Origin of the sequence: Microbacterium sp. NPDC087589, assembly GCF_044743635.1 — a bacterium.
In the GTDB taxonomy this organism is placed as follows: domain Bacteria; phylum Actinomycetota; class Actinomycetes; order Actinomycetales; family Microbacteriaceae; genus Microbacterium.
Window position 1 is genome coordinate 43,884 of record NZ_JBIUWV010000003.1, and the last position, 18,394, is coordinate 62,277.

At 68.2% G+C, this 18,394-nt stretch carries 18 protein-coding genes; 11 read left to right on the forward strand and 7 right to left on the reverse strand.

Annotation, left to right across the window (positions count from 1 at the left end; all coding sequences use genetic code 11):
* Positions 1–77 precede the first annotated feature (77 nt).
* A complete protein-coding gene (locus tag ACIOU8_RS08405; protein WP_400788064.1) occupies positions 78–1,088 on the reverse strand; it encodes a GTP-binding protein in 1,011 nt (336 codons plus the stop codon).
* An 83-nt stretch (positions 1,089–1,171) separates the two neighbouring features.
* Between ACIOU8_RS08405 and ykgO the strand changes: the two genes are divergently transcribed.
* The 6 genes from ykgO (at position 1,172) to ACIOU8_RS08435 (ending at position 7,676) form a co-directional block, all read left to right on the forward strand.
* Positions 1,172–1,294 (forward strand): type B 50S ribosomal protein L36, encoded by a 123-nt coding sequence (ykgO, locus tag ACIOU8_RS08410; protein ID WP_400788067.1) that lies wholly within the window; start codon positions 1,172–1,174, stop codon positions 1,292–1,294.
* Positions 1,295–1,431: 137 nt separating this feature from the next.
* Positions 1,432–2,526 (forward strand): FecCD family ABC transporter permease, encoded by a 1,095-nt coding sequence (locus ACIOU8_RS08415; protein ID WP_400788069.1) that lies wholly within the window; start codon positions 1,432–1,434, stop codon positions 2,524–2,526.
* Positions 2,523–3,356 carry an ABC transporter ATP-binding protein gene (locus ACIOU8_RS08420; RefSeq protein ID WP_400788071.1) on the forward strand — a complete coding sequence of 278 codons (834 nt, stop codon included), beginning with the start codon at positions 2,523–2,525 and terminating at the stop codon, positions 3,354–3,356. The genes ACIOU8_RS08415 and ACIOU8_RS08420 overlap by 4 nt, the downstream gene beginning before the upstream one ends.
* Entirely contained in the window at positions 3,349–4,371 is a 1,023-nt protein-coding gene (locus tag ACIOU8_RS08425) for an ABC transporter substrate-binding protein (RefSeq protein WP_400788073.1), read from the forward strand. The genes ACIOU8_RS08420 and ACIOU8_RS08425 overlap by 8 nt, the downstream gene beginning before the upstream one ends.
* A 3-nt stretch (positions 4,372–4,374) precedes the next feature.
* A complete protein-coding gene (locus tag ACIOU8_RS08430; protein WP_400788075.1) occupies positions 4,375–6,054 on the forward strand; it encodes an ABC transporter ATP-binding protein/permease in 1,680 nt (559 codons plus the stop codon).
* Positions 6,055–6,068: 14 nt separating this feature from the next.
* Complete coding sequence (locus ACIOU8_RS08435; RefSeq protein WP_400788077.1) at positions 6,069–7,676, forward strand: ABC transporter ATP-binding protein; 1,608 nt, start codon at positions 6,069–6,071, stop codon at positions 7,674–7,676.
* 3 nt (positions 7,677–7,679) lie between these two features.
* On the opposite strand, the gene ACIOU8_RS08440 is transcribed toward ACIOU8_RS08435, so the two are convergent.
* From ACIOU8_RS08440 to ACIOU8_RS08450, 3 genes are read right to left on the reverse strand one after another with little or no spacing between them, the layout of a single operon-like run.
* A complete protein-coding gene (locus tag ACIOU8_RS08440; RefSeq protein ID WP_400788079.1) occupies positions 7,680–8,777 on the reverse strand; it encodes a YihY/virulence factor BrkB family protein in 1,098 nt (365 codons plus the stop codon).
* 35 nt (positions 8,778–8,812) lie between these two features.
* The gene (locus tag ACIOU8_RS08445) at positions 8,813–9,490 is read right to left on the reverse strand and encodes a LuxR C-terminal-related transcriptional regulator (RefSeq protein ID WP_400788081.1); all 678 of its coding nucleotides are present in this window, start codon (positions 9,488–9,490) and stop codon (positions 8,813–8,815) included.
* Positions 9,465–10,757, reverse strand: coding sequence for a PspC domain-containing protein (locus ACIOU8_RS08450; RefSeq protein ID WP_400788083.1), 1,293 nt, complete (start codon positions 10,755–10,757; stop codon positions 9,465–9,467). Before ACIOU8_RS08450 ends, ACIOU8_RS08445 begins: the two co-directional genes overlap by 26 nt.
* Before the next feature lie 114 nt (positions 10,758–10,871).
* Here ACIOU8_RS08450 and ACIOU8_RS08455 point away from each other — a divergent pair, with 114 nt between their 5' ends.
* The 3 genes from ACIOU8_RS08455 (at position 10,872) to ACIOU8_RS08465 (ending at position 14,576) form a co-directional block, all read left to right on the forward strand.
* Positions 10,872–12,410, forward strand: a complete 1,539-nt coding sequence (locus ACIOU8_RS08455) for a PspC domain-containing protein (protein ID WP_400788085.1) — start codon at positions 10,872–10,874, stop codon at positions 12,408–12,410.
* Positions 12,407–12,760 (forward strand): hypothetical protein, encoded by a 354-nt coding sequence (locus ACIOU8_RS08460; RefSeq protein WP_400788088.1) that lies wholly within the window; start codon positions 12,407–12,409, stop codon positions 12,758–12,760. The genes ACIOU8_RS08455 and ACIOU8_RS08460 overlap by 4 nt, the downstream gene beginning before the upstream one ends.
* Before the next feature lie 214 nt (positions 12,761–12,974).
* Positions 12,975–14,576 (forward strand): Ig-like domain-containing protein, encoded by a 1,602-nt coding sequence (locus tag ACIOU8_RS08465; protein ID WP_400788090.1) that lies wholly within the window; start codon positions 12,975–12,977, stop codon positions 14,574–14,576.
* Positions 14,577–14,643: 67 nt separating this feature from the next.
* On the opposite strand, the gene ACIOU8_RS08470 is transcribed toward ACIOU8_RS08465, so the two are convergent.
* Positions 14,644–15,186 carry a small multidrug efflux protein gene (locus ACIOU8_RS08470; RefSeq protein ID WP_400788092.1) on the reverse strand — a complete coding sequence of 181 codons (543 nt, stop codon included), beginning with the start codon at positions 15,184–15,186 and terminating at the stop codon, positions 14,644–14,646.
* Positions 15,187–15,341: 155 nt separating this feature from the next.
* Here ACIOU8_RS08470 and ACIOU8_RS08475 point away from each other — a divergent pair, with 155 nt between their 5' ends.
* Both ACIOU8_RS08475 and ACIOU8_RS08480 read left to right on the forward strand, forming a co-directional pair.
* On the forward strand, positions 15,342–16,565 hold the full coding sequence (locus tag ACIOU8_RS08475) for a sensor histidine kinase (protein WP_400788094.1): 1,224 nt from the start codon (positions 15,342–15,344) through the stop codon (positions 16,563–16,565).
* A complete protein-coding gene (locus tag ACIOU8_RS08480) occupies positions 16,562–17,164 on the forward strand; it encodes a response regulator transcription factor (protein ID WP_290163403.1) in 603 nt (200 codons plus the stop codon). The genes ACIOU8_RS08475 and ACIOU8_RS08480 overlap by 4 nt, the downstream gene beginning before the upstream one ends.
* 208 nt (positions 17,165–17,372) lie before the next feature.
* On the opposite strand, the gene ACIOU8_RS08485 is transcribed toward ACIOU8_RS08480, so the two are convergent.
* Both ACIOU8_RS08485 and ACIOU8_RS08490 read right to left on the reverse strand, forming a co-directional pair.
* The gene (locus ACIOU8_RS08485; RefSeq protein ID WP_400788784.1) at positions 17,373–18,059 is read right to left on the reverse strand and encodes a cation transporter; all 687 of its coding nucleotides are present in this window, start codon (positions 18,057–18,059) and stop codon (positions 17,373–17,375) included.
* Positions 18,059–18,394: an ArsR/SmtB family transcription factor gene (locus ACIOU8_RS08490; RefSeq protein WP_400788787.1), complete on the reverse strand. Its 336-nt coding sequence runs from the start codon at positions 18,392–18,394 to the stop codon at positions 18,059–18,061. The genes ACIOU8_RS08485 and ACIOU8_RS08490 overlap by 1 nt, the downstream gene beginning before the upstream one ends.

Sequence of the window (18,394 nt, forward strand, 5' to 3'; positions counted from 1 at the left end):
CTGGCTGTGCGCGGTGTGCCGTCGGCTCAGTAGAGCGGATGCCGGGTGTCACACGCGTGCCGTGCGAGGATGAGCGTTCATGGCAGCTCCTCGACGTCGACGGGCCAGGCGGGAAGCGGGTCGGCGAATCGTCGCCACGCCGCGGGACCCGCCGTGAGCTCATCGTCGGTCACAGCTGCGGCGTCGAGAGCGCTTCGGATCCCGTGCTGGTCGAGATCGACGCCGGTGAACGCGAGATCCTGCGCCGTCGTCGCGGCCTCGAGCTCAGACGAGAGCGGGTCGATCCACATCGCCGAGCCGACTTGATCCCAACGGGCGAGGACGCCGGCGCGAGTGGCGAGACGGCAGAAGCCCGCCGACCGGAGCACGGTGCCGAGTCGGCCGGAGTCGATGTCGTCGAGCGCCTGGGTGAGCCGGCCCGGGTGGAACGGACGCGGCTGGTCGTAGCGCAGCGTCGCCACTCGGGAATCGGTCATATGCGGGTCGTGCTCGTCATTCAGGGAATGAACCCAGCCGGCTCGCTCGAGCAATGGCCTCGGATCCTGCGGAGAAGCGCGCAGCGCGCGAAGATCCTCTCCGGGACCTCGCGACAGCCGAACGCGCGCCGTGGGATTGAGATGTGAGGCGATCGCCATGAGGAGTGACAGCTCAGCCGTGGGGATGGGCTCCCAGTTCACGAAGCAGATCAGGCTCGCGACTTCCAGGTATGACGCCGCGCGGCGTGCGCGCGAGCCGAAGTCACCTCTGTCATCACCCTCGCCGACAATCTCCATGAGGGGCTCACCGTCGCGGAGGTCATGCGACATGTGCAGTGCATCCACGACGCAGATGACCGAGGACTGTGGGTCGTTGGCCAGGTCGAGGTGGAGCAGATCCAGTCCGTTCGCGACGTCCGCCACGGTGCTGGATGGCATTCGTGCCACTGAGGGATGTTCGGGCGAGACCGAGATCGACCGTTGCGCCTGCGGCGGCATCCGCTCGATCAGGGAGATCAGGCGACCACCGGTCGCGCGGGCGAGGTGGGCAGCATAGGACTGCCTCTCGGGCGCGCATACTCCGACGACGACGAGGGGATTGCTGTTGTCCACGAACGACCTGCTCTCCTTCTTTGACCGAATCTCCGTCTCACCCTAGTCTGTTAATGAGAAGAGTTCTCAATAAGGAGTGTGACATGAAGGTTCGCGCATCGCTCAAATCGCTGAAGGATCAGCCGGGCGCCCAGGTCGTGCGCCGCCGAGGCAGGGTTTTCGTGATCAACAAGCTCAACCCGCGCTTCAAGGGGCGCCAGGGTTGAGCCTGATGCGAGGGGGCGGCGGTGGAATCATCCGCTGCCCCTCCTCGCGCGACAGGAGGGAGGCCGTCCTTTTGCTAATGATTATCGTTCTCACTAATGTGAGCGCTGTGCCTCGCCCCTCTCTTTCTCTGCCGCCGGTGCGCGACGAAGCCGCCGGCCCGAATTCCGTCGGTTCGCGACGTCAGCTGCCGCGTCGCGCGTCATTGCTGTGCCTCGTGCTGACGATCGCGATCATCGTCTTGATCGTGCTCTCCGGTGCCATCGGGTCTGTGCAGGTGCATCCGGTCGAAGCGGCACAGATCGTCCTCGGACACCTCGTCCCAGGGATGCCCTGGATGGCGGATGGGTCGTTGACCACGCTGCAGGACCAGGCAGTCTGGCAGTTCCGACTCCCGAGGGCGCTTCTGGCCGCGCTCGCAGGCGCCGGCCTCGCGCTCGCCGGAGCGCTCATGCAGGTGACTGTGCGCAACCCGCTCGCAGAGCCCTACATCCTCGGCGTCTCTTCCGGCGCGAGCGTCGGTGCCGTGTCGGTCATCGTGCTCGGCTCTGCGGCGCTGGGCGGACTGTCGATGAACGTCGCCGCCTTCGTCGGAGCTCTCGTGGCCTGCGCCTGCGTATGGGCACTGGCGCGCAAAGACGGAGCTTTGTCCCCGACCCGGATGATCCTCGCCGGTGTGGCTCTCGGCACATTGCTGAGCGCAATGACGAGCTATCTGACGATCTCGACCGACGCACAGAACGTGGTGAGCGTGCTGTTCTTCCTGCTCGGCAGTGTGTCGGCCGCAACCATGTCCAGCCTGATCGGCCCCGCTGTGGCGCTGGTGATCGCCGGCGTGGTCGCCATGCTGCTGTCCCGATCATTGAATGCCCTCCTGACGGGCGATGAGTCGGCCGCGTCCTTGGGGGTGAACGCCACTGCGCTGCGAGGGCTGCTGCTGGTCATCGCCTCGCTGCTGACCGGTGCCGTGGTGTCGGTCGCGGGGGGTATCGGGTTCGTCGGGCTCGTCATCCCCCACGTCGCGAGGATCGCCGTCGGCGCGGACCATCGTCGCCTGATCCCGGTGACGATGCTCGGCGGTGCTGCCTTCCTCATGAGCGCTGATCTCCTCGCCCGCACCGTCGCGTCACCGACGGAGATCCCTCTGGGGATTCTCACCGCCTTCGTCGGCGCTCCCTTCTTCCTGTGGCTGATGCGCCGCAGCGGAGCTGAACGAGCCGGGTTCGGCAGATGAGGGTCGACATCGAAGGAATCACCGTCACCCTCGGCGGCCGCGACGTCGTCAGCGGGGCGTCGCTCACGGTGAACTCAGGAGAAGTGGTGGGGCTCCTCGGTCCCAACGGCAGTGGGAAGTCGTCGTTGCTCCGCACCCTCTACCGCGCGGTGAAACCACGACACGGTGTCGTGCGGCTCGACGGCGATGATCTGCGGTCGCTCACGGGCCGGCAGGCGGCCAAAGCGGTCGCAGTGATGCTTCAGGACGCGCCGACCGACTTCGATCTCAGCGTCGAGGAGACCGTTCTGCTGGGCAGGGCCCCGCACCACGCGTCGTTCGGTCGCGACTCTGCGGAGGACCTTCTCATCGTCGCCGACGCGATGCAACGGGCGGAGATCTCCGACCTCCGCGACCGGATGGTGGCGACGCTCTCAGGCGGACAGCGGCAGCGCGTCATGCTGGCGCGCGCCCTGGCCCAGCAGAGCCCCGTGCTCGTGCTCGACGAGCCCAGCAACCATCTCGACATCAGCCACCAGCACGAACTGATGAGCACCGTGCGCAGCCTGGGCCGCACGGTGATCGCCGCGCTCCACGACATCAACCTCGCCAGCCAGTACTGCGACCGTGTCGTCGTTCTCGCGGGAGGGCGGATCGCGGCGGAAGGAACCCCTGCCGCTGTCTTCACCCCTGAACTGATCCGCACCGTCTTCGGAGTGGATGTCCGCGTCTTCGCAGACGACATCGCACCTGTCTTCGCCTTCCGTCGCCTCGGCGGGTCATCCGTTCCTCGTTCCACAGGCCCCACTCCTCACCGACTCGAACAGAAAGCAGCATCGACTCATGACTGACCCCACACGCACTCGTCTGCGCGCCACCTTCGCGGCCTTCGCCGCCCTCTCGGCGGGAGCGCTGATCCTCACCGGATGCGGCACATCGGTGACCGCCGACACCACCGACACCGCAGACACCGATCACATGATCACAGTCGCGAACTGCGAGCGAGAGATCGTGCTCGACGGCCCGCCCGAAGCAGTCGTGGGATTGCACCCCGCGCAGACCGAACTGCTTCTGCGTCTGGGTCTCGCCGATCGGCTGGTGGGCCAGGCTCAGTCCACTGCGCAGGCGCTTCCGGATGACGTCGCCGCACTGGTCGAGGATGTCCCGGTCGTCGGAGGCGCTATGCCGCCCAGTCGTGAAGACCTGCTCTCGGTCGAGCCCGACTTCGTCTACTCGCCCACGACCTACGAGTTCACCGCCGAGCAGGGGTTCGCGAGCATCGAGCAACTCGAGCAGGCCGGCGCCGCCGTGTACGTCGCCGCCGGCGGCTGCAAGGAGCGCCGGATGGACGGCGAGGTGACTGATCTCTTCCTCGACCTCGAGAACCTCGGCACGGTCTTCGGTGTCGAGGACGCCGCCGCCGACCTCATCGCCGAGAGCGAAGCCGATCTGGAGGCCGTCTCGGCGGCGGTGTCGGACGTCGACAAGCTGCGTGTCGCGCAGGTGTACGTCGAGGGTTCCACTCTGCAGGGCATCGGAGCGGGAATCGAGTACGACATCCTCCGATCGGCCGGGGCAGACGGCATCTTCACCCCGGAGCAGCCTGCCTTCGCAGGATTCTTCGCCGCCACCGTATCTCCCGAGTCGCTCGCGGCAGAGGAGCCGGATGCCCTGGTGTTCTCCGTCTACGACGACGCCCACGAGGCCGCCACTCGGGAATACCTCACCTCCACCTTCCCGGACATGCCAGCAGTGCGTGACGGCCGGCTGATCGCGGTGTCCAGTGCCGACATGTTCCCCGGAACGCTCGGGAACATCGAAGTCGTACGACAGATCGCCGAGGCGCTGTACCCCGACGAGTTCTGAGCGATGATCCACCGACGACTCCTGCAGCTCGCCGGCGCCGTGCCCGGAGCGATCCTCGCGCTCGCCGTCGTCGGGCTGCTCATCTCCGCGTTCCATGTGGCGTTCGCGCTCACGGTGTCGTCGGCGATCGTGGACCTCGTGCGGGGGAGAGGCGAGGTGCTGCCGCTACTGGCGATCCTGGCCGGGGTCACGCTTCTGCGCGGGATTGCGCTCTCGGCGCGAGAGCCTCTTTCCATCCGGCTCGGAGCATCTGTGCGCATCGCGCTGCGCCGACGGCTCGTCGGTCAGCTCGCGGCGGTACCTGTCGCCGAGCGAGACTCGGGTGTGCTGACAGCGACGGTGATCGACGGCGTCGACGGCCTCGACGCCTACTACACGCGCTATCTTCCCCAGCTTCTCGTCGTGCTCATCGTGCCGGCCAGCGTGGTGATCATCGCAGCGAGGGTGTCGCCGTCGGCCGGACTCGCCCTTGCTGCTTCCGCCGCAGTCGCCGTGATCGCTCCTCGCGCCTGGGATGCGCTGCTGCTGAGGAACGGCCGGGCTCGGTGGGAGCGGTTCAGTCGACTCTCCTCCGACTACGTCGAGGCACTGCAGAACATCCCGCTTCTGCGGGCGTTCGGTGCCTCGGGACGCACCGCAGAGCGACTTGCGGTGGACGCGGAGGGCCTTCGCCGTTCGACCATGACGCAGCTGCGACTGTCTCTGGTCGAGACAGCGGTCAGCGCCCTGGCGATGCACCTGGGGGTCATTCTCGCGGTGTTCGCGGCGTTCGTGGCGGTGATCGACGGCAGTACGTCCGCTGCGACGATCGTCACGGTCCTGCTCCTGGCTCGCGAGTGCTTCCGCCCGGTGCAGGAGCTCGGTGCACAATGGCATGCCGGGTATCTCGGTCTCAGCGCCGTCGACGGTCTCGACCGCCTGCTCTCCCTCACGCCTGCGATCAGTGAGAACGGCGAATGCGATGAACCTGCCCGCAGGGGGCGAGTCGACATCGACGATCTTGGCTACTGCTATCCCGCCACCGACAGCGGGCTGCGGGGAATCGATCTGCACATCGGAGGTGGGCAGACGCTCGCAGTGCTGGGCCCGTCCGGGTCGGGCAAGAGTTCCCTCGCCCGACTGCTCGAACGCGAGATGGACCCGGAATCGGGACGGATCCGCATAGACGGTGTCGATCTGCGGGAGTACACAGCCAGGGCGCGCAGCCGAACCGTCGTGGTGGTTCCGCAGGACCCGGTGCTGTTCGCCTGGACGGTGCGCGACAATCTGCGGCTGTACAGGCCCGACGTCGGTGACGCGGAGATCGTGTCGGCCGCGCAGGCGGCCGACATCCACGACGTCATCACAGCGCTGCCCGATGGCTATGACACCGTGCTCGCCGAGAACGGCGAGCAGCTCTCGGGCGGGCAGCGGCAGCGCCTCGCGATCGCTCGAGCCCTGCTGTCGTCGGCGCCTCTGCTCGTGCTCGACGAAGTGACCTCGGCTCTCGATGTCGACACCGAGCAGCGGGTCATGGACGGCGTCGCGGCGGCGGCATCCGATCGCACGGTCATCCTGATCGCTCATCGGGAGAGCGCCTGCGTGCATGCTGACCGGTGGATCGTGCTGCAGGGCGGCCGACTCCAGGCGCGCGATGACGGGCCGCCTCCGGTCGGCGTGGTCGCCGGACAGGGCGTGCGATGAAGACGGTCTTTCGAATGCTGCCCACCGTGGCATCGCGCCGCGGACTCTTCATCGAGACCGTCCTATGGAGCGTGGTCACGCAGGTGACGCTGCTCGCGATCGCCCTGGGCCTGGCCATCGTGGTGGGACGAGTCGTCGCAGACGCACCGGTTCCGAGCTTCGCCTTCCTGGCGCTGATAGGCCTCGGAGTGACCGCCGCGTTGACGGCGTGGCGGGAATCCTGGGTCTCGCACGATCTGGCGTATCGGATCATCGGGGATCTGCGGTCGCGCGTGTTCGATGCGCTCCGTCGTGCCTTGCCGATGCGCTCCCGCCGCCGCACGGGAGACCTCGCGACCACAGTGATGGGTGACATCGAGACTCTCGAGTGGCTCTACGCCCACACCGCGGCGCAGACCCTGAGCGCAGTGCTCATCCTCTCGGCGAGCGTCGCGGTGTCCTCGGCGATCAGCCCGATGCTGCTGTGGGTATGGCCCCCGCTGCTCGTCGTCGGCGTCGTGGTCCCGCTGATCACCGCTCGACGTGCTCGACGTGACAGCGATGCCATGGCTGCCGGCGCAGCCACGCTTCGTGCCGATCTGCTCGACAGCGTGCGGGGCCTCCGAGAGCTGCTCGGTGCCGGGGCTTTTGAGGTCCAGGCCGATCGTCTCGCTGCCGACACGAGAGCGCTGGCCCGACTTCAAGTGCGCGAAGCCGTGCGTCTGGGGGCGGAGCGCGGTGTCGCCGATATGACGCTCGCTCTGGCGACACTGGGAGCGATCCTCATCGTCGTCCTCGACAGCTCCGCGATCGCCACGTCCGATATTCCGCTGGCGGTCACCGTCGCGGTCGCCGGCCTCGCTCCTGCTTCGCAGATCGCCGATCTTCTCCGCAGCGCCGGGACGCTTCGCGCGGCGGCGGAGCGCATCTCCGTGGTGCTCGCGGAGCCGCCTGCCGTCGTGGACCGGGCGGCGCGGTCCAGCACGGTGCCGGAGACGGGACTCGTGTTCGATCGAGTCTCTTTCTCCTACGACGAGCGACAGACAGTGCTCGACGAGATGAACCTGCATGTGCGCCGCGGCGAGACCGTCGCACTCACCGGCCCCTCCGGCGCAGGCAAGTCCACGGCAGTCCGGCTCGCCCAGCGCCTCTGGGATCCGGACACGGGAAGCATCCGGGTCGACGGCGTCGACCTGCGCGACCTTCCGGACGATGCACTCAGGTCCCGCATCGCGGTGGTCCCTCAGTCGTCACCGATGCTGCGCGGAACGATTCGCTCGAATATCGTCCTCGGCGACCCCGAGGCGACAGAGGGCATGATCGACACCGCTGCACGGGCGGCCGGCCTCCTGCATCCGGAGACCCTTCTGCCCCGGGGGCTCGATACGCCGGTAGGGGAGCACGGTTCGGGGCTGTCCGGAGGTCAGCGCGCGCGTGTCGCGATAGCCCGAGCGCTTCTGCGTGACCCGCGCGTGCTCGTGCTCGACGAGGCGACAGCGTCATTGGACCCTGAGGCAGACGCGGCGATCATGGAGATCCTGAACCGCGTCGAAGATCGGGCGGTACTCCTTGTCTCTCATCGTCCAGCGACGATCATGGCAGCGGACCGCGTGGAGCCGATGAGCGTCACGCACTCAGCGTAATGACTACAGGCGTCGCGTCAACCGTCGCCTGAGCTCTCGGAGAAGCCGCGCGCCCCGTCTGAAGAGTGTGTCCGTTCGTGGTGGCAGCGTTCTCCCTCGCCGCAGGAGAGCTCCGCGTTCTTCGGTGATCTCCTGAGAGTGCTCGGTTCTCTCGCTCACCGTAGTGTCGCGCAGAGGCAGTTGCAGCGATCGTTCTGCCTTCTGTCCGGCCTGCAGCTGTCTTCCGCGTTCGAGTTCCGCATTGAACTCCGCGCCGAGCAGCAGGGCCAGGTTGATGATGAACAACCAGAGAAGGAAGACGATCACCCCTGTCAGAGCGCCGAAGGTTCGGTTGTAGTCAGCGAAGTTCGAGACGTAGATGACGAGTCCGGTGGACGCCAGCGCGAGCACGATGACGGCGAAGAGGGCTCCGAGACTCAACCAGCGGAGCGGGGGCTGCTCGAGATTGGAGGTCCCCTTGTACAGCACAGTGATCATTGCGACGACCGCCGCTGCGAGAAGTGGCCACTTCAGGATGTCCCACGCGTCCAGGGCGGTGCTGCCGATGTTGAGCGCATCGCCGACGACCCGGGCGACCGGGCCAGACAGTACGACGGCGCTGACCGCGAGCAAGGCGAGAACGAGGAGGGAGATGGTGACTCCGAGCTGGGCGGGCTTGCGCTTCCAGTACGGTCGCCCCTCTCGCACGCCGTGGATCCGGTTGAGCACTCGGCCGAAGGCGCCCACATAGATCGACGCCGACCACACCGCGGTCACGATGGCGACGATCAGTGTCAGGCCAGCGGTCGATGCGCCGGCGACTTCGGTCAACGGGATTCGTAGAGTGTCCGTCACCGCTCCTGGGGCGACCTCATCGAGAAGTGACAGCAGCCGCTCGAGGACTGCCTCGCTGTCGGCGAGGACACCGACCAGTGCCACTATCGCCAGCCCGGCGGGAAAGATCGACAGCACCGCGAAGAAGGTCAACGCGCCGGCAGCATCGACGCACCCGTCACGAAGGAACTCCTGCAGCGTTCTTCGCCACACGTACACCCACGTCTGCGCCCGAATCTGGGTCGGGTTCGACGCCTTGGCTCGGTCAGTCGACGGCGCGTTCCTCATGCATTCCACGCTAACGCCCCGGACCCGCCGCGACCCTAGAGAAGTCGGCGCTGCGATGCCCAGACAGTGAGCTCGTGGCGCGATGACAGCTGCAGCTTCCTCAGCACCGATGAGACGTGCGTCTCGACCGTCTTGATCGAGATGAACAGCTCTGCGGCCACCTCCTTGTAGGCGTATCCGCGGGCGATCAGCCGCATCACCTCCTGTTCGCGCGCCGACAGCCGATCGAGTTCGTCCGTCGTCGTGGCGATCTCACCTGCGACCGCGCCGAACGCATCGAGGACGAACCCGGCGAGCCGCGGCGAGAACACCGCATCCCCGCCAGCGACGGCATGCACTGCGCGGCTGACCTCGCCGCCGGATGAGCCCTTCGTGATGTAGCCTCGCGCTCCGGCGCGGATCACTCGCACGACGTCGGCTGCGGCATCCGACACGCTCAGGGCCAGGAACCGGGACGTCGTCGGCAGCGAGCCGCGGATCACCGACTCCCCGCCGGTGGAGTCGTCGCCGCTGCCACCGGGAAGGTGCACGTCGAGCAGCACGACATCGGGCACGGTCTCGCGGATCATCGCGATCGCCGACGGCACGTCGGCCGCCTCGCCGACCACCTCGACGCTCGCGTCGAGATCGGCGCGGAGCCCCGAGCGGAAGATCGAATGGTCGTCGACGATCACGATCCGGATGCTGTCAGCCACGAGCGTCCTCGCCCCCATCCGTGTTCGCCTGCGCGTTCGGCACCTGCGGGTTCGCCGCGCCTCGCGGCACGGTCGACAGTCGCAGATGCACCTCGGTGCCGCTCTCGTCGCTGCGCACGGAGCCTGAGCCTCCGGCTCTGCGCATCCGACCGATGATCGATTCCCGCACACCCAGGCGATCGCTCGGCACGTCGTCCAGTCGGAAGCCGGGGCCTCGATCGCGCACGAACACATCGACGTCGGTCGTGGTGCCCTCGATATAGACCGAGACCTCGCCCGTCGCGTGCCGTGCTGCGTTCAGCATCGCCTCTCGCGCCGCCGCGGCGAGTTCCCCGCTCGCGCGCTCCGTAGAGAGGCCCGCCGAGACCACCTCGATCCGCACGGGGTAGTCGAGCTCCAAGCCCCCGGCGTAGTCGCGCAGGTCGGTCGCCAGATCGCTGTCGGCCGGTGCATCGCCGTCATACAACCAGGCCCGCAGCTCACGCTCCTGCGCCCTCGCGAGCCGGGCCGCTTCGCTCGACGCTCCCGCCCTGTTCTGGATCAGCGCGAGCGTCTGCAGCACCGAGTCGTGCAGGTGCGCGGCCATCTCGCTGCGCTGTTCCTCGCGGATGCGCCGCACACGCTCACCCGCCAGCTCGCGCCACCGCGGAATCAGGGTCGACAGCAGCACGGCGAGGATCCCGGCGAGCGGAACCAGCACGAGCGCGACACCGGTGCTGCCGACCGGCCGGGTCAGGAGCAGACCGAACAGCATCGCGAGGAGCGCGACCGAGAGGATCCTGACCAGCATCGTGTGCCGGGGGCCGCGAGCCGTGTCGGTGCGATCGATCAGAGTCGCCCAGAGGCCGGCTCCGGTCGCTGCCCCCACGGTGCCGAAGACGACCACAGCCGCCGCATCCGACGGGATCGTTCCCGAGAGCCAGTCGCTGCCTCCGCGCCAGAAGAGCACGACGAGCATGCCGATCGCTGCCGGCGCGAGCAGCATCCAGGCCACCGGCACCCTTCGCGTCGGGGTATCGTCGCCGTCCGTCCAGGGCGTGAAAGCCCAGCACCAGGCGTACAGCAGGATGCCGGCTCCGCCGCACATCGTGAGGGCGATGAAGAGCGCGCGGACCGTCCACACCCGCACGCCCAGGTGACGGGCGAGACCTGAGCTGACGCCGGCCACCAGGCAGTCGCGGTCACGCGTCAGCGCCGGACGCGGCTCGCGCCGGGGGTGTTCTCCTGCCCGCGACGACACGGCGGTGCGAGCGGGTCGCGCAGAGGCGGTCGCGAAAGAGGACATGTCGCCATCCAATCATCCGCCGCGCGGATCCGGGGCCTCCCCGGGCGAGAATCAGGGGCCGCTCAGGGGTTCACCCCATGGCGGGCGTCCGACCGGGGGAGACAGGATTGACGCATGACGATTCCGACTGCGCCACCGCCTCCCGCCGACCGGGCCAGCACTCCGAGGCCGGCCGTTCCGCACGGCGCCGAGCGCTTCCTCCTATGGGTCGCCGGCCTCGGCGTAGCCCGCTCCGACGGCTGGCTCGGCGGGGTCGCCGCCGGCATCGCCGCCCGACTGCGGATCGACCCGCTGATCGTGCGCGGCGTGCTCGTGGTCGCAGCGCTCTTCGGCCTGCCCGTGATCTTCCTCTACGCCCTGGCGTGGGCGCTGCTGCCGGATCTCGACGGCCGGGTCCACGTCCGCGACCTGCTGCATCGGGACTATCAGCCCGTGCAGCTCGGTCTTCTGGGCATGGCCATCGTGGGGCTGATTCCGACGGCTCCGCTCACCGGACGCCTGTTCGGGTTCGGATACGAGAGCTGGTCGGCGCTGGCGGTGTTCAGCTGGATCGTCGGGCTGGTCGTCGTGGGTGGCCTGCTCTTCCTGATCGTGCGTGCTGCGAGCCGCACCCCGGGTGCTTCCGCGCCTGATCTGCCGGTGGGTTCCGCAGATCAGGCGGCCCCGGCGGCATCCGTTCCCCTCGGCGGTTCGGGTACCGCCGAGGGGACGGATGCCACATCCGCAGCCGCTGAGTACACGATGCCCGCTGCCTTCACCGATGACGTCCCGCCTGCTCCACCCGCGCCGCTGCCCTCCGGGGTGCAGGACCCCGCCGAGGTCGCCGCGTGGCGAACCCAGCACCGGGCGTGGAAGGAGCAGGATCAGGCGTGGCGTCGGCGGCAGCAGGATGCCGAACGCATGGCCCGCGACGAAGTCAGACGCGAGCGTCAGGCGGAAGCCGCGGTGTTCGCCGCCGAGGCCGCGGAGCGCCGGCGTATTCGTCGCGCCTCCCGCCCGCGCGCCGGCTTCGCGATCGTCGCCTCGGTCCTCGGCCTCGCCATAGTCGTCGGCGCCCTGGTCGGGCTCGGCAACGGTGACGCCGCAGTGGGCGGTGCACTCGGCCTGCTGTCGGCCGCACTCGTGCTCGCGGTCGGGATGATCGTGGCAGGTGCCCTTCGACGGCGCAGCGGATTCCTCGCCTTCGCGACCGTGCTCACGCTCGTCGCGGGACTGGTCGCAGGCGGGTTCTCGACCCTCCAGGGCGTGAGCGTCGGTTGGGCATCGATCTCGAACAACGAGGCAGCGCACGTGCGCCAGCCGTTCGGCGACCTCTATGTCTCGCTCAACCAGCACCAGGACACTCCGCGGCCGATCGTCGTGGAGAAGGGAGCCGGCAACACCTGGATCACGGTCGACCCCGGTGTGCAGTTGCAGCTGCGCGCGACCGTCGGAACCACCGACGTGAGCTGGACGCGCGTCGAGGCCGACACCGGCACGATCGTCGACAGCGGGACATGGACCGCGACGGAACGCGGCGGCGACTCGGTCGTGGCCGAGACGATCTCGGCCGAGAACGCACCGACGACGACATTGCAGCGCGTGACCATCGATCAGGACAGCGGCGAGATCAACATCACCCTCATCGAGGCTGAGGAAGAGGACGAGCGATGAGCACTCAGACGACTACCGAAGCGGGCACAGCAGCCGCGACCGATGCATCCGCGATGTCTGCCGAAGCAGTCACGTCGCCGCGCACGCGCTGGGCGGCCATCGTCTGGGGCGTCCTGTTCGCCGCCGTGGCAGCGACCTCGCTGTGGCTGATCGCCGACGACGATCGCCGCTCAGGCGTCGCCGACTGGGCGCTCACCCTCACACCCGTCACGATCAACACTCTGATGATCCTCACCATCGGCGTGCTCGTGCTCGTCACCGGTGCGTCTGCCTTGCTCCGGACGGTGCAGCGCCGAACGACCGTGAGCGCCCCGCAGAATCCCCGTTCTGGCGCCGCATCGTTTCACTGACCCGCGAGCGAGCATCGTGCTCGTCCTCCAGCATCGCATGCCGGCATTTCGGAGTTGTATACCGGTTGCCGCGTAATCCCGGGTCCTTTTCCTGATCTCTTAGAAGTGTCGTGCTGGGAGCGACGCGAATCTGATGGGGAAGACGATGGCTGGGGAGCGTGGTTTCGTGCGTGCACGAACGAAGATGATGAATCCGTTGACGACAACTGGGGGAGTGAGCCCGCGAAAGCGGGGCATTGCGGCGATCATCGTGGGGATGGTCATGGCGCTGGCGGGCCTTCTGGGGTCTGTCGTGCCCGCAACCGCGGCTCCGACCGTGACGTATCCCGGGGCGATCGGCAGTGTGTCGCTCGAGAATCAGAACGGCGGCGGGCCGCTGGTGCAGTGGCAGACCGTTCGGATCTCGGGAGAGTGGGCCGTGCCGGCCGGAGCGCAGGCGGGGGAGACCTTCGGGATGACGCTCCCCGCCGAGTTCAGTCGGCAGTCGGCGGGAGAGTTCACGATCTCAGATCCGGTGACGGGCCTGGTCATGGCGAACTGTGTCGTGGCGGCGGGCGGGGGGCCCGACATCGTGTGCACTCTCACCGAAGCAGTCGAAGGTCTCGAGGAGGTCGGCGGCTCGTTCTGGATGGAGGCGAGGGCCTCGCAGACGACGACCAGCGAGACGGTCGAGTTCGACCTGGGCGACACGATCGAGATCGTCGACCTCCCGGGTGAAGGGGGAGTGGTGCCCGAAGACCCGACGGAACAGGAAGAGCCCTACAAGTACGGCGGGGCGACCGCGACCGACGGACTGTTGAAGTGGGTCGTCGGGATTCCGAGCGGCTATGTCCACGACGGCTCCTTCACGATCAGGGACACTCTCGACGCGGGACTCACGGGCCATCACTACACCGGCGACGTGAAGCTGATTCAGCGCACGGTCGTGAACGGCGCACTGGTCGGAGACGCGAGGGAGGTCGATCCCTCGGCCTACGTGATCGATCTGGCAGAAGACGGGCGTTCGTTCGAGTTCGCGGCATCCGGTCTGCCGGCCGGAGGGTTCGCCTACGAGCTGATCTACTTCACGCAGGCGGACGGCCCCGTTGACGGGGGCGACGTCTTCGGCAACCACGCGATCGTCGACACCTTCGAGACATCCGCGACTCACACGGTCGTCGAGTCCGGAGGTGGCGACGGCAGCGGCATCGCCTACACGACGTTCTCGATCGCCAAGGAGATCACGGGACCGCAGGCTGATGCGGCTCGCGACGCGACCTATACGGTGCGGTACTCGGTCAAGGGCTCGGATGCCCCGGCAGCCACGATGTCGGTTTCCGTGGGGGAGTCGATGCTCAGCGCCCGTGCGCCACTCGGATCGACCTTCGTGGTCGAGGAGATCGATCTGCCCGAGATCGAGGGAGTCACATGGGGTGAATGGACGATCGCCGGTGAGGGCGTCGTCGACGGCGGCGACGGCACCTACGAGGTGACGCCGGAAACGACTGCCGGTGTCGAGCTCACGCTCACCAACATCACCAACCGGGTGCCGGTCGTGACACCGACTCCGACGCCGACTCCTACACCGACACCGACACCCACTCCGACTCCGACCCCGACCCCGACGCCCACCGAGACTCCGACTCCGGTGACCCCGCCGACCCCGACCCCGACTCCGGTCACGACGCCGACCCCGGTCGCGGTCCCCGGTGAACTGGCTCTGACGGGAGGCGAGTCCGGTGCAGCATTCCTGGCTCTTGCAGTCACGTTGATCGTCGGTGGCGGACTGGCCACAAGGATCGCCGCACAGCGACGGTCGAGCGACGCACGTCGCTGACGTTCGTCACGCACGGAAGCCCACCCGCACTCTGCGGGTGGGCTTCCGTGTATCCGCCCCCGGGGGCTCAGCGGATCGCGTAGACGGCGCCGCCGACGATCACAGCCACGACCGTGGTCCAGCCGACGATCGCGACTGCCTGCCAGATGAGGATGCGGACCTTGCCGACGCCCGACGCAGCGAGCATCGTGGCGGTGAAGTGCGTCGGCAGCAGGAGCGGGCCGAGCAGGCTGACTCCCGGCACGCCGTAGCGCTCGAAGGCCCGCTGGAACTTCTCGCGGCGGGCGCCGCCACGGTCGGAACCCGCGGAGTCGGCAGGCACCGTCTCGACGGCTCCACCGCCGGCGGCCACAGCCTGACGGCTGCGCGACCGGTTCACGATCGCGGTGCGCGCCCCCGAGCTCGCGATGACGAGCACGGCGACGCAGAGGAAGTTGCCGATGATCGCCGCGATCGCCGCGACGACAGGGTTGATGCCGCCGATGATGCCGATCGACACAGCACCCTCGCCCTCGATGAAGGGGATCGCCCCTGCGAGGGCGACGATGAGTGGCTGGACGAGTTCGGGCACCTGGGCGACGAAGCCCTGGAAGGTCTCGATGAGATTCATGGGGTGGCTCCTGCTGGTGTGAGCGACGGTGTCTCCGTCGCGATGCATCCAGTCCATCGCTTCTCGCCGAACCGCGGCAGTGTCGGAGCGTCACTGCTTTCCGGGTGGTTCGCCCGCGGCATCCGTGACATGTGTCACGCCCGTACTCTGGGGGCATGAGCAGCACTTCTCCGGTCGCCGAGCACTCCGGTGACCCGTCGCCCGGCGCGCGTCAGCTCGCCCGGGGCATCACCGCGACCTGGTGGTACACATTCTCAGCCGTGGTCTTCTTCGAGTTGTTCCTGGTGCTGGTCTGGACGCTGCAGGCGCTCGCCGTGCCGAGCACCGCGGCGGCTCCGTTCGTCGTGGGTCTGGGTGGCCTCATCTGGTGGGCCTCGACCGTGGTCTTGCTCGCGGGGTACAGGCACCGGCTCGATGCGGAGCCCGGCATCGCCTGGACGCGCATCGGGCTGCCGTTGCTTGTAGCGGTCGGCTACGGAGCCATGGCCGGACTGATGATCGACAGCTGGCTGCTCGCACTCATGCCCGTCGCTCAGTCGGTGGCGCTGCTCAACTGGCCCAAGGGCATCCGGCTGCGGATCGTCGGCTTGACCACGCTGCTGCTCGTGCTCGCCGCCTTCGTCGACACGGCGAGGGGCGCTGCGGACCTGGATCTCGCCGGATGGATCCCCACGCTGTACGCGATCCTCGTTCCGGCGATGTCGGTGAGTTCCCTCTGGTGGTGGGATGTGCTGGTCACCATCGATCGAGCCAGGGCATCGGAATCCCGCCTCGCAGCGACACAGGAGCGTCTGCGCGTGGCCACAGATGTGCACGATCTGCAGGGGCACCATCTGCAGGTGATCGCGTTGCAGCTCGAGCTGGCAGAGCGCCTCATGGGGATCGATCCCGATGCGGCTCTGGAGCAGCTGCAGGCGGCCAGGGTCAGCGTCGACGAGGCTCGGCAGGGCACTCGCGACCTTGCGACGCGCTTCCGTTCGGTGCCGCTCGGAGACGAGGTGGCGAATGCGCGAGACCTTCTCAGCGCGGCCGGACTCGATGTCGAGGCCGACATCGCGCCCGATGCCGACGATGCGCCGTCGTCGGCGCTCGGGCCCGTGATCAGAGAGACGACGACCAATGTCCTGCGGCACGGCGCCGGACGGCGCGCCCGTCTCGCGCTCCGCCGGGGCCCCGACGGCTGGCGCTACGAGATCGCGAACGATGTGGCGCCCAGCGCGGGAGGCGAGCCGGTGGGGTCGGGACTCGACGGAGTGCGGCGACGCATCACGGAGGCGCGCGGAACCCTGGAGATCCGGGAGGATGCCGGCGAGTTCATCGTCTCGGTGACGGTGCCCATGTCTGAGACACAGCCTGCCGACGGAGAGGGGGCGCGATGATCCGGGTGCTTCTCGCCGACGATGAGGGCATGATCCGGTCGGCTCTCGCCGCATTGCTGCGACTCGAGGGCGACATCGAGGTGGTGGCCGAGTGCGCGGACGGGGAGCAGGCACTCGCTGCTGCGCTCACGTTGACGCCCGACGTCTGCCTGTTGGACCTCGAGATGCCGGGGCTCGACGGCGTCGAGGTCGCCGAGAGGCTGAACCGAGCCATCGTCACGCGCTGCGTCGTGGTCACCCGCCACGCCCGCCCAGGGGTGCTGCGGCGCGCGCTCGCATCAGGCGTCGCCGGTTTCCTGCCGAAATCCCGAGGCGCCGATCAGGTCGCCGATGTGATCCGCAGGGTCGCGGCGGGAGCTCGCTATGTCGACCCCGAGATCGCGGCAGACGCGCTGAGTGACGAGCGGTCGCCCCTCACCGATCGTGAGCTGGACGTGCTGCGGGCAGGGCGCCGCGGCGAGACCACGACCCAGATCGCGAGGGCGCTGTCTCTCGCTCCCGGCACGGTGCGCAACCACATCTCCGCGGTGCTCGCGAAGCTGTCTGTCGGCACACGGCAGCAGGCGGTGCTGATGGCTGAGGAGCGCGGCTGGATCTGACCCCGGAGGCGATGAGTCCCTGAAGATCAAGAGGGCGGGTGGGGCCGTGGGAGGTGCCCCACCCGCGAGCCGCTCAAAGGGGAGAGTGCGGCTCAAGACCGGAAGCGGGCTCATGTTCCCCCAGGCCGACTTCGGGTCTCATGTGCAAGACCCGGAAGACCCCCGAACGTGACGCCGGGGTCAGAACTTCGCTGAGGTTCTTCGGAGTTCAGTGCTCATGACGCGCCTCGTCGTGATGACGATGACCGTCGTGCTCCTCTTCCAGGATCATGCCGACGGCGGTCGCACAGGCGTCGCCCTTCCAGGCTTCGAGGCCCTCTCGAACGGCGAAGATCGCGATCACCAGGCCGGCGACAGCATCGGCCCACCACCAGCCGAGCAGGCTGTTGAGCGCCAGCCCGACGAGCACCGCGGCCGACAGATAGGCGCAGATCAGCGTCTGCTTCGAGTCGGCGACCGCCGTGACGGATCCCACCTCGATTCCCGCCCGTCGCTCGGCGAACGACACCAGCGGCATGATGACCACACTGAGTGCGGTCAGCACGAGACCGACCGTGCTGTGCTCTGGTCGATCACCGCCGAGCAGCGACAGTGCCGACGACAGTGCCACGTAGATCGCGAGGGCGAAGAACGCCACGGCGATGACTCGCAGTGTGGGCTTCTCCCAGCGCTCGGGGTCGCGCCGCGTGAACTGCCAGGCGACCGCCGCGGCCGACAGCACCTCGATGGTCGAGTCGAGCCCGAACCCGATCAGCGCGGCGGACGATGCCGCCGATCCCGCGGCGATCGCGACGACGGCCTCGATCACGTTGTAGACGATCGTGAACGCCACGATGAACCGGATGCGGCGATGCAGCGTCGCGCGCCGGTCGGGGGTGAGAGCGGTCGCCGACATCAGCAGGTGCACCCGTCTCCGTCGCAGCAGTCGGGTTCGACGATCAGCATGACGCGCATCAGTTCGTCGAGGGCGGTGGCGAGGTGCGGGTCTGCGAGCGCATAGCGGCTGCGGCGTCCGTCGGGCACGCTCTCGACGAGGCCGCATCCACGCAGGCACGCGAGGTGGTTCGAGAGGAGCTGACGGCTGACCCCGAGCTCGTCCGCGAGGTCGGAGGGATAGGCGGGTGCCTCTCGGAGCGCCAGCAGAATGGCTGCCCGCGTCGCATCCGACAGTGCATGGCCGAGGCGGGCGACGGCGGCGGTGTGGGTGGGCGAGGCAGTGAGGGTCACGAT

Bases quoted from the DNA above. Each gene is read 5' to 3' on its own strand.
- ACIOU8_RS08485 (WP_400788784.1), bottom strand. From the start codon at position 18,059: ATGTCGGCGACCGCTCTCACCCCCGACCGGCGCGCGACGCTGCATCGC.
- ACIOU8_RS08420 (WP_400788071.1), top strand. From the start codon at position 2,523: ATGAGGGTCGACATCGAAGGAATCACCGTCACCCTCGGCGGCCGCGAC.
- ACIOU8_RS08425 (WP_400788073.1), top strand. From the start codon at position 3,349: ATGACTGACCCCACACGCACTCGTCTGCGCGCCACCTTCGCGGCCTTC.
- ACIOU8_RS08475 (WP_400788094.1), top strand. From the start codon at position 15,342: ATGAGCAGCACTTCTCCGGTCGCCGAGCACTCCGGTGACCCGTCGCCC.
- ACIOU8_RS08470 (WP_400788092.1), bottom strand. From the start codon at position 15,186: ATGAATCTCATCGAGACCTTCCAGGGCTTCGTCGCCCAGGTGCCCGAA.
- ACIOU8_RS08435 (WP_400788077.1), top strand. From the start codon at position 6,069: ATGCTGCCCACCGTGGCATCGCGCCGCGGACTCTTCATCGAGACCGTC.
- ACIOU8_RS08450 (WP_400788083.1), bottom strand. From the start codon at position 10,757: ATGTCCTCTTTCGCGACCGCCTCTGCGCGACCCGCTCGCACCGCCGTG.
- ACIOU8_RS08455 (WP_400788085.1), top strand. From the start codon at position 10,872: ATGACGATTCCGACTGCGCCACCGCCTCCCGCCGACCGGGCCAGCACT.
- ACIOU8_RS08445 (WP_400788081.1), bottom strand. From the start codon at position 9,490: ATGGGGGCGAGGACGCTCGTGGCTGACAGCATCCGGATCGTGATCGTC.
- ACIOU8_RS08460 (WP_400788088.1), top strand. From the start codon at position 12,407: ATGAGCACTCAGACGACTACCGAAGCGGGCACAGCAGCCGCGACCGAT.
- ykgO (WP_400788067.1), top strand. From the start codon at position 1,172: ATGAAGGTTCGCGCATCGCTCAAATCGCTGAAGGATCAGCCGGGCGCC.
- ACIOU8_RS08480 (WP_290163403.1), top strand. From the start codon at position 16,562: ATGATCCGGGTGCTTCTCGCCGACGATGAGGGCATGATCCGGTCGGCT.
- ACIOU8_RS08440 (WP_400788079.1), bottom strand. From the start codon at position 8,777: ATGAGGAACGCGCCGTCGACTGACCGAGCCAAGGCGTCGAACCCGACC.
- ACIOU8_RS08430 (WP_400788075.1), top strand. From the start codon at position 4,375: ATGATCCACCGACGACTCCTGCAGCTCGCCGGCGCCGTGCCCGGAGCG.